Raw genomic sequence first — 22,524 nt, forward strand, 5'->3', positions numbered from 1 at the left:
CTCATGGAAGACCCGCATACTGCCGGGCCGACAACAGTGGTGGCCGATATCCAGGATCTGTTGCTCGATACCCCGGATGTTGAAGTGTTCCTGGAGGAGCTTGCCAGGCGCTCTGCCGCCATGTTCAGCACATCCGGCAACGAAGTGTTTTGCGGCATCACCCTGATGCGCCACCGAACCGCCGGCACCGTGGCCAGCAGCGGCGAGCGCGCCCGGATGCTCGACGAACTCCAGTACAACTTCGACGACGGCCCATGTCTTCGCGCTTGTCGCGAAATAACGCAGGTGCACATTCCGGATTTCGCCAAAGACAACACGTGGCCCGAGTACAACGACTTGGTCACAAAGAATGGCATTCGGTCGGTCCTGGCCGTCCCGTTCCCGCTCCGCGATACCGCGGCGACCGCCGGGCTCAACCTCTACTCCGAGCACCCGAACGCGTTCGACCAGGCATCCGTTCAGCGCGCCAACGATTACGTGGAGCAGTCGTCCAAGGGACTTCGCCTTGCCGTGCGCATCGCGGAACATATGCAGACGGCTGCCAACCTCCGGGCCGCCATGGAGTCACGCACAGTCATAGACGTGGCGACCGGAATCATCATTGCCCAGAACCGGTGCACGCAGGAAGACGCCATCGAGCTCATCAAGAAGGCCTCCAGCAACCGGAACGTCAAGCTCCGGGCGGTGGCGCAGGCAATCGTTGAGTCGGCCGGAGGCGGGCACATTCAGACGTACTTTAAGTAGGGCTTAGCCTTGCATGGCGCCGATGATGGCGCCCATAGCGGTGAAAGTGACCACGTTGTAGCCGGCGTCGATCGCGAACAGAGCAAGGCTGCGGCGTTCGAACAAGTAGTTCACCCCGAGCGCGGTGGCCACCCACCCCGCACCCGCGGCAAGGCCTGCAAAGGTCCCGAATGCGGGTCCGCCTGAGCCGATGAATGCGGCCAGGAATACGGCCATCACCACGGCCAGAATGAACGAGCCTGCGAACACCCGCGCAGTGCCGGACTTCAGCTGTTCATCGCTCACTCCGGCGGCTCTCTGCCAGGGCTTGGCGAAGAGCAGGGAGTACCAGAGCCCGCCGACCACGAAGGTCGCCAACGCAGCGATAAACACCGCGAGCCAATTAATCTGAATGTCCATTCTGTCCTCTCCAGGTTCCTGAATGGACAGTACGCCGGGGCAGGACGGCGGTCTTGTAAAAAAGCCGCAGGCTAAATGGTTACTTCCTCTAATGGGACGAAGGTGGCATATTCCGCCCCATAACTTTGCACTACACGGAGATACTCAGTGGGAGTGAAGCCGCTGAACCGGCGAAAAGCGCGGATCAGGTGTGGTTGGTCGTAGTAGTCGGCCAGCTCCAGGAGCGCCCGGCCCGGCACCGAACCTTTGGGCAGTGCGGCTGCCTGGATCACGATCCTGTTGAAGCGGCACACGTCCGAGTATGTCTTGGCAGTGGTCCCGCAGTCCCGCATCATGACCCGTTCAAGCGTCGACGTGCTGATACCCAGTTCGTCCGCAAGCACCCTTATTTCGATGTCTTCCCGGGCAAGAGCCGCAACTGTCCTTGTAGTCCGGGAATCCGCCTGGTAACCAGGCCTGAGCCTCTGCTGAAGGAACTCCGTCAAGGCCTCAAAAGCCTGACCCGGTCCGGCGTCCGTGAGCAGCGAGCGCAGTTCCGTAAAACCCGGAAGGATACTTTCAGCGTCCACAACACGGTTCTGAAAGTCCGACGGCGGCTGGTTGGTGAACGCTGCAAGGCCGTAGGGAGTCAGGCGGGCACCGACGTTGAAGAGTTGTTCCGGGTTCTCGCTGATGAGGTAACTGCGCTGCAGGCCCGCGTAGAAACCCGTGGAAACTTCGGTTGCCCGCGGTTCCTGTGCGTGCCCGGCCGGACTGATGAGCCGGTACGGGTCCGAAAGATTCAGAATCAGGTGGGCCTCGGGGCCCGGAAGGATTTTCTCGTACCGGGCCTGCGGCTCCGCGCGCACGAACCAGAGTTGGGTGACGAATGGCTGCAGACTCGGCGGCGCGGGGCACTCCTCGTAGAACACAGCCCCAGTCTAGGCAGCAGTGACGCGGCCCGGCTCAATGAAACGAATTACGGCGGAACCCCGAAAAGGGTCCCGCCGTAATTGTCGCGTTTCTAAAGGATGGCTATACTCCCCGCTCGCTTGGGCTAGTAAAGCTTGCTGTAGAAGGCCTTGTTGGTTTTGCCGTCACCATTGGTGACGTAAAGCATGTAGTACTTTCCGCTACCGAGTGAGTAGGCGCCGAAGTTCACGGTGGCGCTTTCCAACCGGACGTCCCCGTTGGTCGCGGTCTGCCCGTAACCCGGGTTGTGCGAGGTTACTGTTGCGGTGCGTTCCACAACCTGGCCGAGCGGGCTGGTGTATTTGATCTTGATGCTTGATCCGGCGAGGTTGTACCCGTACACAGTCAGCGCTCCGGTTGCCGGGTTGGCTGCCGAGTCGTTGATGATGGGGTCCCCACCGTTTGCTACCAGGTTCTCCACCAGGGTTGATCCGGTTCCGTTGACCTTGCAGGTGAAGTACGGGTCCCACATGAAGGTGATGTTCTTCTTCACGGAGAGGCCGGTTTGCTGGATTTGACGGTCAAGACGGGTCTTGGTTGTCTGTCCCCGTAAGGAATCGCTGCCGCAGGTGTTCGTCGCAATTTCAGGCGCCATGCCCTCGATGTTGGCCCACAGCGTTGCTCCGGTTCCCGTGATCCCTGCGGCTGCCGCTTTGTAGTACTCGCTGGTAGGCGCCTGGTACTTCTCGCCCCACGTTCCCGCCCCCACAATGGAAGCCGCGAACTGGTCGACACTCAGGGAAGCTTCGTTGCCCATGTACGCGCCGCCCTTGCCGGTGCCCATTCCGTCCTGGGGTGCGATGTACAGCTTCGTTCCGCTGGCAGTCGCGGCGATGTTCTTTACGGCGTTCGTGGCGCTGGCCGGGGTGTAGGTGTTGCTGAACCGGGCATCCAGGTAGGGGCTGATGACAGCTTCACGGGTGGGCAAGTACTTTTCGATCGCGGCGTTCTGCAGCCTGTACAGGTCCGTGACGGAACTCCACGCCGCACTATCAACGAGCGGCATTTCGGTGGTGTGGTAGAAACCGGCCAAACCGGCCACGTTGTTGTTCGCTGCCTGGAACATCATGAACCGTTCGGTGAACTTCCCCAGAGTAGCGCTGTAGCTCATATCCGGAAGCCAGGCGTAGTCAGTCCGCTTAATCGGAGCAGGCATGCCGGCGTAAAACTTCATGCCAAGGCTCGTGGCCGCGTTCGCAACCGAAAGCACGGGATCCGCATCGGCGGTCTTGCCGCCGTCGATGGCCACCACGTCGTACGTGTTGTCCGCGGAGTAGCAACCGTTCTCCAAGTTCGGAATCAATAAGATTGTGTAGGTGCTGCCATTGAAGTCGACCTTCTTGTCCTTGGCGCACTTGATCGATCCGCCACCCCAGTGGCTTGCATTGTTGAAGGTGAAGACCCTGTTGATGGTGTACCCGGCCGTGATCGAGGTCAGACACGGCGCACCGCTGATCTGGCAATTATCGTAGGCGGGATCAACGGAGCCGTCTGCCTTCAAAACCTGGTTCGACGCGTTCAACGTTGCAGGCTTGAGCGTGCTGCCGAACGTGATGACAGTGTCACCGCCGACAGCTTTGATCGCCTCCAGCTTGTCTATGTTTGTTTGGTTGACTTTGGACGAGTAGATGAAAAAGCCGCTCAACGGGTAGTTGTTCGGCGTTGCAGCCTGCGCTGGCGCTGCCCCTAGGGCGGCGATGCAAGTCAATGCTGCGGCGATGGCTGCGATAGCCCTAAATTTTCTCTTCATGAAAGTGGTTCCCCCATTTTCCAGTCGGCTGCACTCTGAGCGGTGCGGACAGCAACAGACCCTACTGGTCCCGTATGACAAAACACTTGGGCCACCGTGCTTCATTACGTCTGGCTTAGGCGCGCGCCTGCCCGTCACGGACAAACTCTTGCGGGCGCCGTTGTCCGGTGGAGCATTCGGAATGGGTGGCCGCGCAGCTTAATTCTGCGTGGCCACCCATCAGTTAAGCCGCTACGGCATTGTGGAGCGGAAAATGGTCAGTGGGCTCCAGCCCCAACCGACCGTGACAGGAGCCTTCCAACTCGAGTCGTCGAGGATCTGGTAGTAGCGCAGGTCCCCAGTTGTTGTGCGGGCGAGCATGCCTCGGGTGCCTTCGCCGTTGAAGCCGGAAGTGGGCGAGATGGCTGTAATCACGTTCCAGCCAATTCCGATAGTGGTGGCTGTTCCGGAGAGGAATCCGCCTGTGCCATCGCCACGGTAGAGCTTCAGGTCACCACCCGAGGTCTTGGCAATGATGTCGGTTTTGCCGTCCTTGTCAAAGTCCATTTGGACAATTTCGAGCCCCGACCAGCCCTGACCAATTTGCGTGGATCCACCGACGGCGAGGCCGGCGGGGTTGGTGTAGTGGCGCATGACGCCTGCGCTGTCGGTGGCGACGATGGACGGGAACCGATCCCCTACTTTCCACTTGCCGACGCTGATTTTGTATCCTTGCCATCCTTGTCCGATGACGGTGTAACCGCCGAACGGCTGGGTGGTGCCTGTGTAGAGGCGGAGTTTGCCGTCATTCCATTGGACCAGAAGGTCCTGGAATCCGTCTCCGTTCCAGTCGGTGACGAATCCGGCGCTCAGGTCTTTCCAGCCGGTGCCCATCTGGGTTCCGTTGAGCAAGCCGGGGACACCGGTGGCTTCGTACTGGTAGAGGTTGTAGGCGACGCCGTCGGGGCTGACTGCTACGACGTCGGAGGCACTGAGATCAAAGTAGTCTCCAGAGCCCATCACCCATTTAAGGTTTTCGCTGAGAGCTACGCCCTGCATCGTGTTTTTGGTGTCGGCGGATGCCTCAAACTGCGCATATCGGCCATTGCTGACGTTCTTCAGCGCTGTAGTGCCGTCGAGCTGGCGCTCCAACACCCACTGCGTCAAAGTGTTGGACGGATCGCATCCTATGACGGGCATCTGAGGCGTCGTGGCCGGGTCGGGCGTACCAGCGAGGCATTTACCTGTAGCGATGTTCTTGACAGTAAACGTGTTACCAGCGCCATTCGCGGCGGTAAACTGCCACTTGCGTGCGTCGTTGCCCAGGGCCGAACACTTGACTGTCTGCGTCTTGTCTGTAGCTACCGAAAGGCAGTTGCCATTCTTGCCAGTTGCCCTCACCTGAGCAATTGCACCATCAGCGACATTGAAGTCAATCATGGACTTGATCCAGCCGGAAATGTTGTCAACTCTGCTGGCTGTCGCACCAGTGTTTTGTGTTTCTACGTATAGGCAGCCGTTTTGCCAGCTCCGGCTATTGACCGCTACCAGCTCGATGCCTGTGGCGGTCGTTCGTAGCCCCGGGGCTCCACTGTCCCCTGCACAAAGTCCAGCCCCTGCGCTCGGCATCAACTGGATACTCTTGCTATCGAGGCTTTGGCTGTTGAACATGCCACTCTGAGACTGTTTAGGCAGCCAGGTGTCATGTGTCCGGCCGTAGCCCGTGAAGCTGAGTGTCTCGTTCTGCACCACCGGCGTCGTTGCCAGAGCGGGGGTCGAAATGCCGACGATTGGCTTTGCCAGCTTAACTAGCGCGAGATCACGATCCGCATGTCGTTCGACGTGTACGACTCCGACGCCAATCTCGTCACGCATGGGGGTGTCGGGACCAAAAAGGACTTTGATCTTGCTGCTCGGTACCCCAGATGGAAGTGACGCGAAATCGGAAGGGTTTTGCTGAAAGCAACTGGCAGCAGTGGCTACCCAGAACTTGTCAATCAGGGCGCCGCTACAGGTGCCAATTCCTGTGTCTATCTTGACAATAAACTGGTTGGATGTACCGGTACTGGCAGTTCCGTTACTGACAGCCATGGCCGGTCCTTGGGAGAGGAATCCCAGGGCCAGCCCAGCTATTAAGGCCAGGCTGATACGTGTTTTTTTGGTTTTCATTGATGTCCTCAAAGTGATCACGGCAGAACGACGGCCGGGACTTGGCAGGGATTCCCTGGGCGCGGACGGGTGGTGCCGTCATAATTGACGCGCAGCTCAACAACAGTATTGGTGCGCGTCCCACCATGCATACCCGAAAAACATGTCGATTCGACGTCCAAACGTTCGACATTGCCATTGAGCTGGGAAGTGACCACCACGTCATCTTCACCAGCTTTTGCTGGACTTCATTGGCGTTACCGACATGATCAACTGCTTCACCAAAGCCGACCTGGTCGCGTGCGGCGTGACCCTCATGGGCGTTTTTCCTTTCGGGAAGGCCGTCAAAGCGCTCGAAGCTTTCGCAATGCTCGGAAAAATTCTGCCGAAGGCCTTTGAATTCTTCACCAAGCGCCAAGCAGCCATAAAGGACATCTTCACCTTTTCGCCGAAGAAGAGCTCCAATCTACCCAATCTGAATCCCGTAACTCAGACGGGAACAAGCGGTATGGTCAGGAAGGGCAAATGGGGTGAGGAAATGGCCCTGGTTGACCCCGCTGCGAAGAAAACCCGTGTGGATGTTCCCGGCCAGAACAATTACCGGTACCCGGATGAACGGCTCAACCCGACGGACGCCACATACCCCTACGCCTACCTCTTCCCAGGCAAGCCGCCCCAGAAGATCCTTCACGATGTCAAGAACGTAGACGTACTAAAGCCAACTAAACAGCTCGATGACTTCCAAACGATCGCCAACAGCACAGGCGAAAAGTTGATGTTCAGCGTCCGGCCCGGCACTAAACTTGAAGGTTGGATTGAAGCCGGCTGGAGGAGCGGTGACATCCTTATCATGGACTTCAAACCTTCTCTAGCCAACAAGGGAACGACGCATAGACCCGCACCCGGACAACCACAGCTCATGCCCCCGCCCTAACGCCCGCCAGACCACTCGTGAAAGGATGCAAGCGTGTCTTATGACTTCCGGGTTTATTCATCCACGACCCTCGATGCCGACACACTCGGTGACATCGTAGCCTCATGCTCCGGTTTAGGAATAGCCTCCGGATCTGACTTGGACTCGATACCTATGTTTGTTCCCGTGGAACGACGCGGCAAGTACGCCTTCACAATTGACGGCCCTCAAGCCGAGGACCCCGGCGACGTTCCGCCCGAAGTGACAGCCAGCATGTTGGGCATCAGCCACAGCTACGACGTCTCTGTTGAGGGAAGCAATTCGGCAAGCATCCCTGTAGCTTTGCAGTTCGTAAAAAAGCTCGCCAAAGCAACGACCGGTGTCGCAGTGGACCTCCAGACGAGCGAGCGCTGGCCAGCGTCGTCCTCTCGGAAGTTCGTAAAGCCACCAAGGAACCAAGAGATCGATATCGTGTCAATCTACTGGTATTACCTCCTAGATGAGGCGCCGAAGGATCTGCTCCTGCGTTTCCTGCAGTTGGCCAGAAAGTACCTACCTGAAGCCCTGCCACGGACATACTCTGCTGGATCGAGAAAATTGGGAACTTATGCCGGGGATGACGAAGGCCTCGCGACTGCATACGCTGCGGAACCGTTTTGGGGCATCCGCGCCCTACCCACCCCTCCCGTCCTAAACTTCGCCTTCAACGGAACTGGCACCTACAAAGAGAGCGACGTTCGCATGGTCATGATGGACGTAGATCGCGCTGCCCTCGCTGACCCACGTTGGAGGGATGCCCTCCAACGCTTCTTCATCGAGTTCGCGCACTCCTCCAACAGCTTTTTTGCAAGCGCCGAAGTTGCCCGCGGCTACTTCTGGAGCGGAAAGGAAGTTCGCTCGCAGCCAAGCACAACAGAAGCAGCCTTTACCTGTCTGTGGTCCGGAACGTGGTGTGGGCTCCGCGAATGGCCGCAGTGGTGGACATGGTTCTCCGGACCGTACAAAGACCTAGTCCACGACTCGACAGTTGGCGAAACCCAAACACATGGAAACGGACTTTTTCACGCCCTCTCTTCAGAACCTAGGAACCGCGATGAACTCTACGCAGCAATGCCAGTACCAGGCACCACTTGGGTCCCGGAGGCCCTGACATTCGGTGACAAAGCCCCCAGAGCTCGAGTGATCCCCGAAGGGCTTCTCAAAGCCCTTCCTCCGAGCCCCTGAGTCCCTCAGTCCCTCAAGGCAGAACGCAGAGAACCAGGAGACCAAGGCTTGCGGGCATCAGACGTGGTGTTCATTACCGGGATTCGCTCCGACCCGGCACTTTCGCATCGAGTATCTTTATAGATTCGCTCGCACCCAGCCTCTTCCAGAACGCGGACCTGTGAATCAATGCTTGGTCCGGCCAGGCTGGCGCGGGCGTATCGAAGGTGCGTCATTACTTCTTCCGGTCTTATTAAAGGACAAATTGAGTGTTGTTGAGAGCACTCTGCAGAGACACATTGCTGGGACAGGAACCGTGCCGATAATCCGCGAGCCTAAATCGCCTACCGTCGCCGAGTCAGTTGTTCCATCAAAGGATCCTTTGATGAAGCGAGTTAGCAAGTCGACGTGCGTCGGACAAGTCGACTGTTGCAGCGTCAAACTGCCGCACACATAGGGGGACCCCTGGGTGGATCTATACCGTACGGAGTAAACGTATATCGGCATGTTTCCCGGCCGATTGATGCGTTTCAGAGACCGTCAATGTTCGGTAAGGGACCGACATGCGGGCGCGTCCGACCGCGACGTCCCGTACACGCGCCTACCCGGTCCTAGTTGCTTCGTCGAGGTCCTCCCCTGCGCCCCGCCTGAAGTGGACGATAGTTTGTTCAAACTTCTCTGGGTGCTCTGCAAACGTCCTCTTGAGCTGGTCGCTGTTGCGAGGCGCTTTACGTCCAGATCGGCTCAATATCGGTTCTGTGCAGAACAGATTCGGGCCTGCTTAGATTAGGCTCGGGTCATGCGTTCTTGTGTTTTTTGTGGTGGATTACCGGTGACTAGGGAACACGTTTTCCCCCAGTGGCTCCGACAGTTTTCCGGACCTGAATCATTTATCAAGCGTGCCGGGCCCTATAAGCCCAACTCTCCCGAATTAGTGGTTCGGAAGGATTCGGGAGGCAAGTATGTCGAGGTGATGGAGCAGAGGGGAACGAAGATCCCTAACTTGCACGAGATAACCGTCAAAGCAGTCTGCGCAGGCTGTAACAACGGCTGGATGTCCGCCCTCGAAGGCGACGCTCGACGCATAATCAAGAAACTCGCTGACCACCAGAATATGGTGTTGGACCGTAGCCACAAAGCTACTCTGGCTGCGTGGGCCCACAAGTGTTTCTTGATGTACGACCTGTATCAGGACTCGCGTGATCGCGCGTTTGCTGATGATGACCTGAGGTCCTTCATGAGAACGAGACGCCCCCCTGCAACGGCTCGCTTGTATATAGGAATCACGAACTCGCCGTTTGGCCCTATCTCGCTCTGGCATCAGCCCAGGCTCTTCATACCGGCGGGAACAGCACCTGACCCGCAAACCGTCCTGGGAACAAACAACATGTGCAGCTCTTCCCTGTGCGTTCAGGGAATCTACTTCATCGAGCAGTATTTTAGGCCTGACATTCGGTGGAATGACATACAACGTCAGGCCATAGACAGGCCCTCCCGTATAAGTATTGAGTCCATCCCGACGGGAGCTCTCTGGCCCTTAGACAGCAAACCCCTGCGTTGGCCTCCGAGGGTCACCACTTTGCGGGAGTTCGAAAGAGGCCGACTGGCCCTACACAATGTTCTGGCCACATTCCCTACGGCCATCGAGCGGTCCAACTCACTCAAATAGCTTCAAAGACGCCTTAGTTGCTGCAACCGCCAACGTCTTGTAAGCCTTACCTTTACAAGACAGGGCCACAGAGCCGACCCGCACCTACAGCAGGCCGCGCAAAACCAAGGCGGCGCCGTCGTCGAGCACTGACGCGGTGACTTCGTCCGCAACGGCGAGCACCTCATCGGGGGCCTGGCCCATGGCGATGCCGCGGCCGGCCCAGGTGAGCATCTCGATGTCGTTGCGGCCGTCGCCCACGGCCACCGTGTTGGCCTGGTCCGTGCCGAGCCGACGGCGGAGGGCCTCCAAGGCGCTGGCCTTGGTGACGCCTTCAGCAGCGATGTCCAGCCACGCTGTCCAACCGACGGAGTAGGTCACCCCGGAAAGCCCGATGTGGCTGATGGCATCGTTGAACTCATCCGACGTGTTCTCGCTGCTGAAGACCACGACGCGGACCGCCACGGAGTCCAGCATGGTCTGGAAATCGACGCCGATGGACTCCACGCCGAAGCTGGCGTCCTGGAAGCGCTCCGTGGAAAGAAAGTTGCCGTCCTCGTCCTCCAGGGCGTACTTGGCGTTGGGCAGCCGCTCCCGCAGCGCTTTCAACGCAGGAGCGGGATCGAACGTGGCCTTGTGGATGATCTCGTAGCCGGCCTCAAGGGTGGGATCCAGCCGGAGGGTGACGCCGCCGTTGCAGCACACCGCGTACCCGCGTTCCATTCCGATTTTTTCGATGATGGGCAAGGTTGCGTTAAGGGAACGTCCGGTGGCGATCATGACGTCGTGTCCCTTGGCCACCACTGCTTGGGCGGCTGAGCGAACCTCGGGAGTCATGTGGCCGTCGTGGTCAACCAACGTGCCATCGACGTCCAGGGCGATCATGAGCTTGTTGTTCTTATTGGGCTGGTCCTCGATGCCAGCAACTGGAGTATCAGTCAAAATAGTCATGTTTCCAGTAGACCAGACACCCCCGACGCTGAACTAGGACCGGCGCCACAGCGGAGGATTAACGGCGCGTGAATAGTGTCCTCAGGGTGCGCTACTGAGGATGGCGAGCTGCTGCGTGGCGCGTGTCATCGAGACATACCGGTCCACAGCGCCTTCAATCCCTACGCCGAAATCGTCAGGGTCAACAAGGACCACAAGATCGAATTCAAGGCCCTTTGCCAGCTCCGGAGTGAGCCAACTGACCCGGTCCCACTCCGAACCCACTTCCCTGGCCGGCTGGCTGATGACACACGCCGTCCCCTCGCTGTGCCCATCCAGCCACTTCTCCAGGATCGCTTCCAGCTCCCGCTCCGCACCGTGGAGCACCGGAATCCCGCTGCTCCGGACCGAGGTTGGCACATTGGCGTCAGGGAGGGCGGCCCTAATCACCGGCTCGGCCTCCAGCATCACCTCTTCCGGCGTGCGGTAGTTGATGCTGAGGCCCGCCACCGACACGTTGTCCATGCCCACGCGGTGAAGGCGTTCTTCCCACGATTCCGTGAAGCCGTGCCGGGCCTGCGCCCGGTCCCCCACCACCGTGAAGCTACGAGACGGGCAGCGCAGCAGGAGCATTCGCCACTCCGCGTCCGTCAGTTCCTGGGCCTCGTCGACCACGATGTGCGCGAAAGGTCCGGCCAGAACATCCGGATCGGGCATCTCCACAACATCCTGCCCGGTCAGTTTCTCCCTCATGTCGTCGCCGCGGAGCATGTACATTTCCAGGTTCTCGGAGTCATCAGCTGCAATGAGGTCATCCACCACCCGGTCCATAAGCTCACGCTCCGCCGCCAGGACTGCAGCCTGCCGCCGCCGTCGTGAGGATGCTTCCGGATCGCCCAGGCGCAGCCGCGCCGCATCGAGCAGAGGGAGGTCGTCAGTGGTCCACGCCTCCGGTTTTTCTCGATGAAGCAGCTCCCTTTCGGGGGGTTGCAGGTGTGGAGCGCACAGCCGCAGGTAAGCGGGAACCCGCCACAAATCCGCCACCAGCGCCGCGTAATCAAGCAGTGGCCACGCCCGGTTAAAGGCCGACTGAAGCTCCGAACTCTGACTCAACGCCCTGCGACGCATGGCCTCCGGAACATCGTGCTCGCCCAGCTTTTCCGCCAGGATATCGAGCAACGCATCCCAGACGTCGTCCCTGGCTTCGTTGTGCGGCGTTCCCGGCTCTGCGGCGTCGAAGGCTTCCGCCCAGTCGTCACTGCCTAGCCAGATGTCGGCGTACGGCGTCTCCACTTCCATGCCCTCCGTTGGCGGCTCCTCGTAAAACCTCACCCCGCGGTCAATGGCTTTAACCATCTCGACTGTGGATTTGAGCCGGGTCACCTCAGGGTCACGTTCGACGGCGGCCGCGGCACCTTCCGGGACGAGGTCCCGCAGGGTACACGTCTGGACTCCTTCCTCCCCAAGACTCGGAAGGACATCGGCCACGTACGCCAAATAGGGCTGGTGCGGGCCGACGAACAGGACATCCCTTCGCCTGTGGTTGTTGCGGTGGCTGAGCCGGGGATCCGAATAGAGAAGATAAGCCGTTCGGTGCAAGGCGACCACGGTCTTACCCGTCCCCGGGCCGCCGTCGACCACCAATGCCCCACGCGAGCCGGCGCGAATGATCCTGTCCTGATCGGCCTGGATGGTGCCCAAGACATCCCGCATTCGTGGAGAGCGGCTGCTGCCCAAGCTGGCGATGAAGGCCGACTGGTCATCCAGCGCGGCATTTCCCCCCATCCCTTCGGCGGTGAAAACTTCGTCCCAATAGTCCGTCACGCGGCCCCGGGTCCAGCGATACCTCCGCCGGCTCATCAGTCCCATCGGGTTGGCATGCGTGGCCCCGAAAAAGGGCTCGGCCGCCGGTGACCGCCAATCGATCAGGAGCCTCTTCCCCTGGCTGTCCGTTAGGCCCAACCTGCCCACGTACACCGGCTCAGGGTTCTCCTCAGCAACCATGCGGCCCAGGCACATATCCACCCCGAAACGGCGGAGTGCCCTCAGCCGCGAAGTCAGCCTGTGGATCTCCTGATCGCGGTCCAACGCGGCTTGTCCCCTGCCGCCGGGAAATTTGCGGGTGGCCTCCAGCAGGTTGGACAGCTCAGCGATGGCTTCCTCGAGGCTGGCTGCGATGGCATCGAACTGTCGCTCATCGGCGCCGATCAGCTGCGAATCGGCTTTGCGTTCCAAGTGCTCCGGCAGGTCAAAAGCACTGGTTCCCAAGCGGTTGTTTTCAGGCATCCCGCGACTCCCTTTTGATATTGGTGATGGGGTTCGAGGATCAATTGTTCGGCAGCAGGGGGGCCTTGCCGCAAGCCCCGGGGTGGGTTATACATTGAATATGGAAGGGATAATTTCCCTTCCTTTTTGGTGCCGTTTATCGGATCGGGATTCGCCGGACAAAGGTAGGGTGGGCGGATGCGCCCAGGATTGAGCCCCGCCCAACTCTCCGCACTCTACGACGCCGAAAACCAATGGGCAGAGGACGATGACTTCTTCCTGGGTTTCGTGAATGAGCAGCCGAACAGCCGGGTACTGGACCTCGGCTGCGGTACCGGGAGGATCAGCCTGGCGCTGGCTGCCCGTGGGCACACCGTAGTGGGCATCGACCCGAACCCCGGTTCCCTGGCGGCCGCCCGAGGAAAACGTGGCGCGGAAGCTGTCACGTGGATCGACGGTACATCGGCCCACATCCCCGAAAATGAGGTTTTCGACGTCGTCATCATGACGGCGCACGTCGCCCAGGCAATTCACGACGACGGCGAATGGTCCCGCACGCTTGCCGATGTACACCGGGCGCTGGCACCGGGCGGCCGTTTGGCCTTCGATTCCCGCGACCCCGCAGCCCGGGATTGGGAGCGCTGGACCCCGACGGCGACGCAGCGCCGGCACATCCTTCCCGACGGCACCGCGGTTGAAACGTGGATGGACAGCCATCGGCCTGCCGCGGGACTCGTTACCCTCACCGAATACCGTGTCCATGACGAAGGCAGCGTCGAGACAGAGACCTCAGTGCTTGCGTTCCGCACGGAGGCGCAACTGCGCCAGGATCTGGGCGCAGCCGGCTTCACAGTGGAAGGCATCCTCGGCGGCTGGGCCGGCGAAAGCGCGGGCAGCGGGCAGGGCGAGTTGATCGCCGTCGCCCGCAAGCCCCTCTAGAGAACCGGCAGGACCTCAAGGCCGCCAAGGTACTTCTGCAGCGCCTTGGGAACGTTGACGGAACCATCCGGGTTCTGGTGGTGCTCAAGGATGGCAACGATCCAGCGGGTGGTGGCCAGGGTGCCGTTCAGCGTTGCCACTGCCCGGGTTCCCTTGGCTACACCTTCGTCGTTGATAACGCGTTCGCGGATGTTCAGGCGGCGGGCCTGGAAAGTGGTGCAGTTGGACGTGGACGTGAGCTCGCGGTAGGCGTTCTGCGTGGGGACCCAGGCTTCGCAGTCGAACTTACGGGCTGCGGACATGCCGAGATCGCCGGCAGCAGTGTCAATGACGCGGTAGGGAAGCTCGCACTTGGCCAGCATCTCCTCTTCCCAGGCAAGCAGGCGCTCGTGCTCGGCAGCAGCCTCTTCAACCGTGGTGTAGATGAACATCTCCACCTTGTTGAACTGGTGCACGCGGATGATGCCGCGGGTGTCCTTGCCGTGCGAACCGGCCTCACGGCGGTAGCAGGAGCTCTGGCCGGCGTAACGGATGGGGCCGGCAGAGAGATCCAGGATCTCGTCGGCGTGGTACCCGGCGAGGGCCACCTCCGAGGTTCCCACGAGGTAAAGGTCGTCTTCAGCGAGACGGTAGATCTCGGCGTCGTGCTTTACATCGAAACCGGTGCCCTGCATGGTCTCGGGGCGCACCAAAGTGGGGGTGATCATGGGCACGAAGCCGGCTTCGATCGCCTGGTCCATGGCCATCTGCAGCAGAGCCATTTCCAAGCGGGCACCGACGCCGCGGAGGAAGTAGAACCGTGAGCCGGAGACCTTTGCGCCGCGCTCCATGTCGATCGCGCCAATAAGTTCGCCGATTTCCAGGTGGTCCTTGGGTTCAAAGTCCGTGAATTCGCGCGGAGTGCCAACGGTCTTGACCACCACGTAGTCGTCCTCGCCGCCCTCGGGGACGCCGTCCACCACAAGGTTCGGAATGACACGCAGGAGTTCATCCTGCTTGGCCTGGGCAGCGGAGGCTTCCGCGGACGCAGCCTTCACCGAGTTAGCGAGCTCCTTGACCTCAGCCAGCAGGGCCTGCTTCTCCTCACCCTTGGCCTGGGCCACCTTCTTGCCGAAAGCGTTCTGCTCGGCACGGAGGGTTTCGTGGCGAACCAGTGCAGCACGGCGATCGGAGTCAGCGGAAATGATCGCGTCCACAACAGACTCGTCGGCGCCACGGGCGCGCTGGCTGGCACGGAACTTGTCCGGATTTTCGGTGAGGTCTTTTACGTCGATCACCACACAAGAGTATCGAATAGTGTTGAAGCACAATGAACGACTGGATCCTGTATGTGATTCTCGCTGGGGGCGTGGCTTTTGCCGTCTCGAGCTGGTGGGGTGTGCGCCGGTTGAAAGCCAGGCATATCAGGAGCGCGGTCCGCGAGGACGCCCACAAGCCCGGCCCGGGGGACCAGAAGGTCGCCGTGATCCTCAATCCGGTGAAGAACAACGCTGAGGTGGCACGCCAGGCCATCATCGACGCCTGCGATCTGGCGGGCTGGGACGCCCCGAAATTCTTCGAAACCACGGTGGAAGATCCCGGTTACGGACAGTCGCGCCAGGCACTGGCGTACGGGGCCGACGTCGTTCTTGCGTGCGGTGGCGACGGTACCGTGCGCGTGGTGGCTGAGTCGCTGGCGCACAAGAACGTGGCCATGGGCTTGGTTCCGCTGGGCACAGGAAATCTCCTGGCCCGCAACGTGGATCTGGACGTCACAAACCTCGCCGAATGCATCCAGACGGCTCTGTTCGGCCATCAGCGCTACATCGACACCGCCACCATGGGGATCGAAAACGACATCACAGGAGTCTCCGGCCAACACACGTTCCTGGTCATCGCCGGCATGGGCCTGGACGCCGAGGTTGTTGGCGACACCAAAGAAGACCTGAAGAAAAGCGTCGGCTGGCTGGCCTATACGGAGGCCGGTGTCCGGCACCTTCCCGGTAGGCGAAAACGCGTCACCATCACGTTGGATGACGAGCCGGAGCAGGCCCGTAAGATCCGCAGTGTCCTGTTCGCCAACTGCGGCCTGATCCCCGGGGGCATCGACTTCATCCCCCAGGCCATGATCGACGACGGGATGCTGGACATCGTCGTGATGAGCCCACGCAGTGCATTTGGCTGGCTCGCGATGTACGCAAAAATCCTGTTCAAGCACAATAGGAACCTGCCCATGATGAGCTTCTACCGCTCCGGGAAGGTTGTCATCCGCAGCCAGGAACCCATGGCCACACAGCTCGACGGCGATCCGTCGGGTGAAGCGACGACGGTCACCGTCCAGGTGGAGCCAGGGTCCCTGCTGGTGCGGGTACCTAAGGTGCAGATCGCCTAGATCGAGCCCACGTCCGGCTCGGCAGCGTTTTCTTCGGCTTCTTCAGTAGCGGCTTTGGCAGCCGCACGGGCCTCGGCCTGCTCTTTGATCATTGCTTGTTCTTCTTCAAAGCGGAGCCGGTCCGCACGATCGGCCTCATCGCCATTCCAGTCGTCCTGGTTCTCGCCTGAGGGCTTCGGATTGACGATCATGCCCTGGCCGTCTTTGTCATCCCGGTGGACAGACATGACCGCTCCTTTCGTTGACGCATTCATCCATCGTTTATGGATCAGGCAAGCATACGCACAGAACCATCAAGGGGAAAGTAGGCCAGCCGCGCCCTGTGGAGAAGGGCTAGGTACCCTTTAGGATCGCGTCCACCCAGGCATGTGCCGAGGCGAACGCGGCGTCTGACGTGTGCGGAGCCACCACAGCCTCTTGCTTGTCCGCGCGGGCATAGGAGCCCAGGAAGCGCGTCGCGGGGCTGATCCGGTGCAGCCCTGCCAAGGCGTCGGCCACCCGCGAATCCGAGGCGTGGCCGTCGGCGTCGATGCTGAAGAAGTAGTGGCCAAGGTACTGTCCCGTGGGCCTTGATTCGATGCGGCTGAGGTTCACGCCGCGGGAGGCGAACTGGTCCAGGATCTCCATGAGTGCGCCAGGGTGGTCTTCAGGGAGGGGAACCACAACGGTGGTCTTGTCCGCTCCGGTTCTTTCCGGCAGCGCACCGGGCCGGCTCACCAGGATGAACCGCGTCACGGCGTCCGGGTTATCCCCGATGTCCGTCGCCAGGATGTTAAGTCCGGGCTGATCCGCGGCGATAAGCGGGCCGCAGATGGCAGCTTCGTAGTGGGCGTCATCCTCCAGGAGTCCCATGGCTGCCGCCGCCGTCGACGAACCTGGCACGTAGTCCACTCCGGGCAGGTTCGCGTCCACCCACAAGCGGCACTGCGCCCAGGCGTGGCCGTGCGTCGAGACGCGCTTGATGTCGGAAAGTTCGACGCCGGGCCTCGCCACCAGCACGAAGGAAATGGGAACCAGGGCCTCCCGGATAATCCGGAGTTCCTGTCCCGTGGCGATCGCATCCAGGGTAGCCGTGACGCCACCCTCCACCGAGTTTTCGATGGGAACCATGGCTGCGTCTGCTTCGCCGACGCGAACGCGTTCAAGCGCCGTATTGACGTTGGTGCACGGAATACGGGTTGCCTCAGCAGCGCCCGGAACCTGCAGGAGGGCCGCTTCAGTGAACGTGCCCTCAGGTCCGAGGAAGGTGTATGTGGCTGCTGACATCGAGCATTCCTTGCTGGTTATATACGTGAAGACTAAAGGACTACCGGCTTGAGGCCGTTGTCCGAAACCATCGGCTTGCCCGCTTCAAACCACATATCCATGCCCCCGGCCACGTTCACGGCCGAGTAACCCTGACCCACCAGCCACTGCACTGCACGGAACGACCGGCCACCTGTCCGGCAGATCACGAAGAAGTCCTCGTCCGGATCAAGTTCGTCCAGACGCGCCGGCAATTGGTCCATGGGAATGTGACGCGCACCTTCCGCGTGGCCGGCCACCCACTCGTAGTCCTCGCGGACGTCCAGGATGCTGGCATCGGCCGGAATGTCGCCCACTGGCACGGTATCGAAGTCGCTCATGGTGGATCCTTCCCATCGTTCAAGGTCAGCATCCAGCCTAGTCGCATGGACCTGCCGCGGGCACGGGACTGCTGTCTTCGCTTGCACACAGTGGCTCCGGCGTTAAGACTTAGGTTCCAAGCACACCCCCGAGACCGGCTACTAGGAGCAACCCATGGCTGCTGGGCAACCCACGATCCTCGCCACCTCCGGCGGTTACAAGCCGGGCGCCAGGACCAGGATCGAGTTCAACCACCTGATGCACTACGCGGTGGAACTATCCGGAGTAAGCGGTCGTGCGCCCAAGGTGACGCACATAGGAACAGCCTCCGGCGATCAGCGCTGGTGGGCCGCGGAAATGGACCAGGCCGCACGCATCGCCGGGTTCGACTTCAGCCACCTCAACCTCTTCACCATGCCAAACATCGAGGATCCGGAAGCCCACCTCCTGGAGCAGGACGTGGTGTGGGTCAATGGCGGATCCGTGGTGAACCTGTTGGCCGTGTGGCGCGCCCACGGGCTGGACCGGATCCTGCGCAAAGCGTGGGAGGGTGGCGTAGTGATGGCCGGGGTTTCGGCCGGATCCATCTGTTGGTACCGGGGCGGCGTGACTGATTCCTACGGTCCCGAGCTGCAGCCTGTCACGGATTCACTGGGCTTCCTCCCCTACGGCAACGGGGTCCACTACGATTCCGAGCTCCGCCGGGCTCCCGCCATCCATAAGCTGGTGGCCAACGGCACGCTCGGCGAGACCCACTGCACGGACGACGGCGTAGGGCTGGTTTACCGGGGCACGGAACTCGTGGAGGTGGTCTCCGAGATCAAGAACAAGGCCGCTTTCCGCGTGACTGCAGGAGCCGGCGAGAGCGTGGACGCCGTCGCTGTGGAGGAACGGTTGGAGTCTCGTTTCCTTGGCTGATCCGTCGACGCAGGACCTTTCCAAGCAAACCGCCGTCCAGCTGCGCAATGCCCTGGCTGGCGGCGAACTATCCGCCCGCGAGGCAGCAGCGCATTTCTTGTCCGCAATAGAGCAACGAAACCAGCAGCTCGGCGCCTTCATCACCGTCACTGCGGACCAAGCCCGTGAAGCTGCCGCCACAGCCGATACCCTCCATGCCCGGCTGGCCAGGGAAGGACGCTTGGACGAGCTGCCCCTGCTGCACGGCCTGCCTACAGCATTCAAGGACCTCACCGATGTTGCCGGCGTCCCGACCACCCACGGCAGCGCCGCGTTGGAGCATAGGCCAGCGCCCGAAGACGGGGCTTTGGCATCAACCCTGAAGGCGCAGGGCGTGATCTCGCTGGGCAAGACCCAGGTTCCGGAGTTCGGGTTGACGGCCTACAGCGAAAACCGCATCGCACCGCCGTCGCGCAATCCGCATTCCTTGGCGCGGAGCTCTGGCGGGTCGTCGGGTGGCAGCGCTGCCGCAGTGGCCGCAGGACTCGTGCCGTTCGCGCCCGGAACCGACGGCGGCGGGTCCATCCGGATTCCTGCCGGCGCCTGCGGCTTGGTGGGGTTGAAGCCAGGGCGCGGGCTGGTCCCTGCCGGGGTGAGCGCGGGCGACGCCGCCAGCCTGGTGGTGGCCGGTCCGCTCGCGCGGAATGCGTCGGACGCCGCGCTGCTCATGGATGCGCTGGTCCCCCGGGATCAAGCGCCCGACGGCGGCTACCTCGCCAACGTCGTGCGGGCGCCGGATCCCCTGAGAATCGGTGTAAGCCTGGACAGTCCCTGGGCCGGGGTGTACCCCTTCGAGATCGAGCAGGATGCACGGGACGCCCTGGACCTGGGCATAAAGCTATTATCGGAAGCCGGTCACAGTGTTGGGGAGGCCGAAATCCGCTATGACAACCGCTATCCCGAAGCGTTCACCGCAGCCTGGACTGCCGGCGTCGGAAGCGCCCGGATAGCACCCCAGCGCGAGCCGTTACTGACTCCCCTCACCAGGACGTTCAGGCGCCGGGCGCAGCAGCGCAGCGCCTTGAAGGTGAACGAAGCTTTGGGCTTCCTGCGGCAATTCGAGCACGACACCATTGCCCAGTACGCGCAATGGGACCTGATCCTGATGCCTACCCTGGCGCAGACTCCCCGGCCCATCGGGTGGTTCACGGGCGGAGGTCACAGCGGCGATCCTTGGCCGAGCGCGTGGGCAGGCGACGCGGATGAGGACTACAAACGGCAATGCCAGTACGCGCCGTGGAGTTCCATGGTGAACGTGTGCGGATTGCCCGCCATGAGCATTCCGGTCCACACCACCGCAGCGGGCTTGCCCATGGGAATCCAGCTCATCGGGCCCACCGGTTCTGAGCTGCGGCTTCTCCAAATTGCCCACGCCCTGGAGGCTGCGACAGAGGCTGTCTAGCATATGGATGGTGGTTGCCTGGGGCATTCATCGATGTGACAATGCCCGCAGTCAGTGCCAGCATTAAGAAAATGAGCACACCCCAAACCACGGCTGAGTCCGCGAAAGCAGCGGGCGATACGTCATTCTTCGGCCACCCAAAGATGTTGGCCAGCCTCTTCTCCGTGGAAATGTGGGAGCGATTCTCCTTCTACGGCATGCAGGGAATCCTGCTCTACTACATGTACTTCACCGCCGAGCAGGGCGGCCTCTCCATCGACCAGGGCCTCGCCGCTGGTTTGGTGGGTGCCTACGGTGGCGGCGTTTACCTCTCCACGATCCTCGGCGCCTGGCTCGCTGACCGCCTCTTTGGTTCCGAGAAGGTGCTTTTCGGCTCGGCCATCATGATCATGGCCGGCCACATTGCGTTGGCACTCCTGCCGGGCATTCCGGGCCTGATTACAGGTTTGGTGCTGGTGGGCATCGGTTCCGGCGGCCTGAAGGCCAACGCCACGGCGCTGGTCGGCAGCCTGTACGGCGAGAAGGATGAGCGCCGCGACGCCGGTTTCTCCATCTTCTACATGGGCATCAACATCGGCGGCCTCATTGGCCCACTGGTCACCGGTTTCCTGCAGACCAGCTTCGGCTTCCACGTGGGCTTCGGTGCCGCGGCCGTGGGAATGGCGATCGGCCTCATCATCTACTCCCTGGGCCGCAAACGGCTGCCCGAGGAAGCACACCGCGTTCCCAACCCGCTCCCGAGCAAGGACCGGAGCCGCTACGGGCTCATTTTCCTGGGCATCCTGATCGTCATCGGCGTCCTGCTGGGCACGGGCATCGTCAACGCCAACAACCTCGCCCGCAGCATGGCATACGCGGCCATTGGCGCCTCGGTGATCTACCTGTTCCTGATCTTCCGCAGCCCCTTGGTCACCGGCGTGGAGCGCAAGCGCGTTGTCGCGTTCATCCCGCTGTACATTGCATCAGCTGCGTTCTGGGCACTGTTCCAGCAGCAGTTCACGTTCATTGCCGTCTACTCGCAGGAAAAGCTGGACCGCAACCTGTTTGGTTGGGAAATGCCTGCCGCGTGGGTGCAGTCCATCAACCCGGTGTTCATCATCATTTTCGCCGGTGTCATGGCCGCGTTGTGGACCAAACTGGGCTCCAAGCAACCGAGCTCGCCCCTGAAGTTCGCCATGGGCCTGTTCATCATGGGCCTGGCGTTCCTGGCGTTCATCCCGCTCGCTGGTGAAGGCAAGACGCCACTGCTGGCACTGGTGGGCATCCTGTTCCTGTTCACCCTCGCGGAACTGTGCCTGTCCCCCATCGGCCTGTCGGTGAGCACCAAGCTGGCACCGCAGGCCTTCCACACGCAGATGGTTGCGCTGTTCTTCCTGTCGGTCTCGCTCGGCACCACCCTGGCCGGCATCCTCGCCGGACTCTACAACCCGGCCGACGAGCTCCCGTACTTCCTGGGTATCGGCGGCGTTGCAGTCGTCCTGGCCGTCGCCTTGGCTGCAGCAACCCCCGCGATCAAGAAGTTGATGGGCGGCGTCCGCTAGGAACTGCGTTAATCGACGACGGCGACCCTCGCGTTCGGTGGGATTCCCACCTGACGCAAGGGTCGCCTTCGTGCGTTGTTAGTAGCCGTACCTGCTACTGGTGCTTGCTGCGCCGATGCCGATGATGATGAAAATGCCGAAGAGCACCGTCAGTGCGATGCCGAGGTAGCCCATCACCAACCCAGCGATGGCCATGCCTTTGCCCGCAGGTTCGCGCTTCAACGCGAGGTGGCCCAAAATCACGGCCGCGATCTGCGGGAGGAGGACAAACCCGAAGCCGACATAGATGGAAATGCCGCACACCATGCTGGCGATGCTCAGGCCCTTGGGCTGCGTGGGCATGGCGTAGTAGGCGGGCTGGCCGTATGGGGATTGCGGCTGGCCATACGGCTGCTGGCCGAAAGCCTGCTGCTGGTAGGGGCTCGGCGGCTGGCCGTAGGGTGACGCGGGCTGCTGGCTGTAGTCACCCGGAGTGTACGCGTCCTGGGCGGGCGGCTGGCTGTAGGAGCTCTGCTGGCCGTAGGAGTTCTGCTCGTAGGGCGGGATCGGCTGCGTGGCATTGCCCTGGTCGAACGACGGCGGAACGGGAGCACCCGGCTGGCTCTGCTCGGGTGCACTGAACTGGGCCGGCGGAACGTACTGCGGCGGCTCGTAGCCGGCCGGCTTGTCCTCGTTGCCCTTGGCTGGCTGATCTGTCATAGGAATCCCCCTGAAAGTGGTCTTTGATCCCACACTACCGCCGTCCGGGGCTGCATATAAGGTAGTGCGCAGTGTGGCGT

The 22,524-nt window shown here is 61.3% G+C and carries 19 protein-coding genes; 8 read left to right on the forward strand and 11 right to left on the reverse strand.

Annotation, left to right across the window (positions count from 1 at the left end; all coding sequences use genetic code 11):
- Positions 1–3: 3 nt before the first annotated feature.
- Positions 4–744: a GAF and ANTAR domain-containing protein gene (locus tag ACFVSI_RS03275; protein WP_387819793.1), complete on the forward strand. Its 741-nt coding sequence runs from the start codon at positions 4–6 to the stop codon at positions 742–744.
- Positions 745–747: 3 nt separating this feature from the next.
- Here the strand turns inward: ACFVSI_RS03275 and ACFVSI_RS03280 are convergent, their stop codons facing one another.
- The 4 genes from ACFVSI_RS03280 to ACFVSI_RS03295 all read right to left on the reverse strand — a co-directional run bounded on the left by ACFVSI_RS03280 (position 748) and on the right by ACFVSI_RS03295 (position 5,992).
- The gene (locus ACFVSI_RS03280; protein WP_387819795.1) at positions 748–1,143 is read right to left on the reverse strand and encodes a DUF1761 domain-containing protein; all 396 of its coding nucleotides are present in this window, start codon (positions 1,141–1,143) and stop codon (positions 748–750) included.
- Positions 1,144–1,214: 71 nt separating this feature from the next.
- Positions 1,215–2,054, reverse strand: coding sequence for a DUF6597 domain-containing transcriptional factor (locus ACFVSI_RS03285; RefSeq protein WP_387819797.1), 840 nt, complete (start codon positions 2,052–2,054; stop codon positions 1,215–1,217).
- A 125-nt stretch (positions 2,055–2,179) separates the two neighbouring features.
- The gene (locus tag ACFVSI_RS03290; protein WP_387819799.1) at positions 2,180–3,844 is read right to left on the reverse strand and encodes a hypothetical protein; all 1,665 of its coding nucleotides are present in this window, start codon (positions 3,842–3,844) and stop codon (positions 2,180–2,182) included.
- 231 nt (positions 3,845–4,075) lie between these two features.
- Positions 4,076–5,992, reverse strand: coding sequence for a trypsin-like serine protease (locus tag ACFVSI_RS03295; RefSeq protein ID WP_387819800.1), 1,917 nt, complete (start codon positions 5,990–5,992; stop codon positions 4,076–4,078).
- Between the two features lie 217 nt (positions 5,993–6,209).
- Here ACFVSI_RS03295 and ACFVSI_RS03300 point away from each other — a divergent pair, with 217 nt between their 5' ends.
- Together ACFVSI_RS03300 and ACFVSI_RS03305 are read left to right on the forward strand one after the other, a co-directional pair.
- The gene (locus ACFVSI_RS03300; RefSeq protein ID WP_387819802.1) at positions 6,210–6,905 is read left to right on the forward strand and encodes a hypothetical protein; all 696 of its coding nucleotides are present in this window, start codon (positions 6,210–6,212) and stop codon (positions 6,903–6,905) included.
- 33 nt (positions 6,906–6,938) lie between these two features.
- Positions 6,939–8,108 carry a hypothetical protein gene (locus ACFVSI_RS03305; RefSeq protein ID WP_387819804.1) on the forward strand — a complete coding sequence of 390 codons (1,170 nt, stop codon included), beginning with the start codon at positions 6,939–6,941 and terminating at the stop codon, positions 8,106–8,108.
- A gap of 1,732 nt (positions 8,109–9,840) precedes the next feature.
- On the opposite strand, the gene ACFVSI_RS03310 is transcribed toward ACFVSI_RS03305, so the two are convergent.
- A complete protein-coding gene (locus ACFVSI_RS03310; protein WP_387819806.1) occupies positions 9,841–10,686 on the reverse strand; it encodes an HAD family hydrolase in 846 nt (281 codons plus the stop codon).
- An 81-nt stretch (positions 10,687–10,767) separates the two neighbouring features.
- On the reverse strand, positions 10,768–12,951 hold the full coding sequence (gene helR / locus ACFVSI_RS03315; protein ID WP_387819808.1) for an RNA polymerase recycling motor ATPase HelR: 2,184 nt from the start codon (positions 12,949–12,951) through the stop codon (positions 10,768–10,770).
- A 177-nt stretch (positions 12,952–13,128) separates the two neighbouring features.
- Between helR and ACFVSI_RS03320 the strand changes: the two genes are divergently transcribed.
- The gene (locus ACFVSI_RS03320) at positions 13,129–13,869 is read left to right on the forward strand and encodes a class I SAM-dependent methyltransferase (protein ID WP_387819810.1); all 741 of its coding nucleotides are present in this window, start codon (positions 13,129–13,131) and stop codon (positions 13,867–13,869) included.
- Here ACFVSI_RS03320 and serS read toward each other — a convergent pair.
- A complete protein-coding gene (gene serS, locus ACFVSI_RS03325; RefSeq protein WP_387819812.1) occupies positions 13,866–15,146 on the reverse strand; it encodes a serine--tRNA ligase in 1,281 nt (426 codons plus the stop codon). The genes ACFVSI_RS03320 and serS overlap by 4 nt on opposite strands.
- 32 nt (positions 15,147–15,178) lie before the next feature.
- Here serS and ACFVSI_RS03330 point away from each other — a divergent pair, with 32 nt between their 5' ends.
- The gene (locus tag ACFVSI_RS03330; RefSeq protein WP_387819814.1) at positions 15,179–16,240 is read left to right on the forward strand and encodes a diacylglycerol/lipid kinase family protein; all 1,062 of its coding nucleotides are present in this window, start codon (positions 15,179–15,181) and stop codon (positions 16,238–16,240) included.
- Here the strand turns inward: ACFVSI_RS03330 and ACFVSI_RS03335 are convergent.
- The 3 genes from ACFVSI_RS03335 to ACFVSI_RS03345 form a co-directional block, all read right to left on the reverse strand.
- Positions 16,237–16,467: a hypothetical protein gene (locus ACFVSI_RS03335; RefSeq protein WP_144660049.1), complete on the reverse strand. Its 231-nt coding sequence runs from the start codon at positions 16,465–16,467 to the stop codon at positions 16,237–16,239. The genes ACFVSI_RS03330 and ACFVSI_RS03335 overlap by 4 nt on opposite strands.
- A gap of 106 nt (positions 16,468–16,573) precedes the next feature.
- Positions 16,574–17,506 (reverse strand): prephenate dehydratase, encoded by a 933-nt coding sequence (gene pheA, locus ACFVSI_RS03340; RefSeq protein ID WP_387819816.1) that lies wholly within the window; start codon positions 17,504–17,506, stop codon positions 16,574–16,576.
- 32 nt (positions 17,507–17,538) lie between these two features.
- Positions 17,539–17,865: a rhodanese-like domain-containing protein gene (locus ACFVSI_RS03345; protein ID WP_144660051.1), complete on the reverse strand. Its 327-nt coding sequence runs from the start codon at positions 17,863–17,865 to the stop codon at positions 17,539–17,541.
- Between the two features lie 154 nt (positions 17,866–18,019).
- Here ACFVSI_RS03345 and ACFVSI_RS03350 point away from each other — a divergent pair, with 154 nt between their 5' ends.
- From ACFVSI_RS03350 to ACFVSI_RS03360, 3 genes are read left to right on the forward strand one after another with little or no spacing between them, the layout of a single operon-like run.
- Positions 18,020–18,763, forward strand: a complete 744-nt coding sequence (locus ACFVSI_RS03350; protein WP_387819817.1) for a Type 1 glutamine amidotransferase-like domain-containing protein — start codon at positions 18,020–18,022, stop codon at positions 18,761–18,763.
- Positions 18,756–20,204 carry an amidase gene (locus ACFVSI_RS03355; protein ID WP_387819819.1) on the forward strand — a complete coding sequence of 483 codons (1,449 nt, stop codon included), beginning with the start codon at positions 18,756–18,758 and terminating at the stop codon, positions 20,202–20,204. Before ACFVSI_RS03350 ends, ACFVSI_RS03355 begins: the two co-directional genes overlap by 8 nt.
- Before the next feature lie 41 nt (positions 20,205–20,245).
- On the forward strand, positions 20,246–21,745 hold the full coding sequence (locus ACFVSI_RS03360; protein WP_387819821.1) for a peptide MFS transporter: 1,500 nt from the start codon (positions 20,246–20,248) through the stop codon (positions 21,743–21,745).
- Positions 21,746–21,823: 78 nt separating this feature from the next.
- Here ACFVSI_RS03360 and ACFVSI_RS03365 read toward each other — a convergent pair whose 3' ends face one another.
- Positions 21,824–22,444, reverse strand: coding sequence for a DUF4190 domain-containing protein (locus tag ACFVSI_RS03365; protein WP_387819823.1), 621 nt, complete (start codon positions 22,442–22,444; stop codon positions 21,824–21,826).
- Between the last annotated feature and the right edge of the window lie 80 nt (positions 22,445–22,524).

The organism is Paenarthrobacter sp. NPDC057981, assembly GCF_042886835.1.
Lineage (GTDB): Bacteria > Actinomycetota > Actinomycetes > Actinomycetales > Micrococcaceae > Arthrobacter.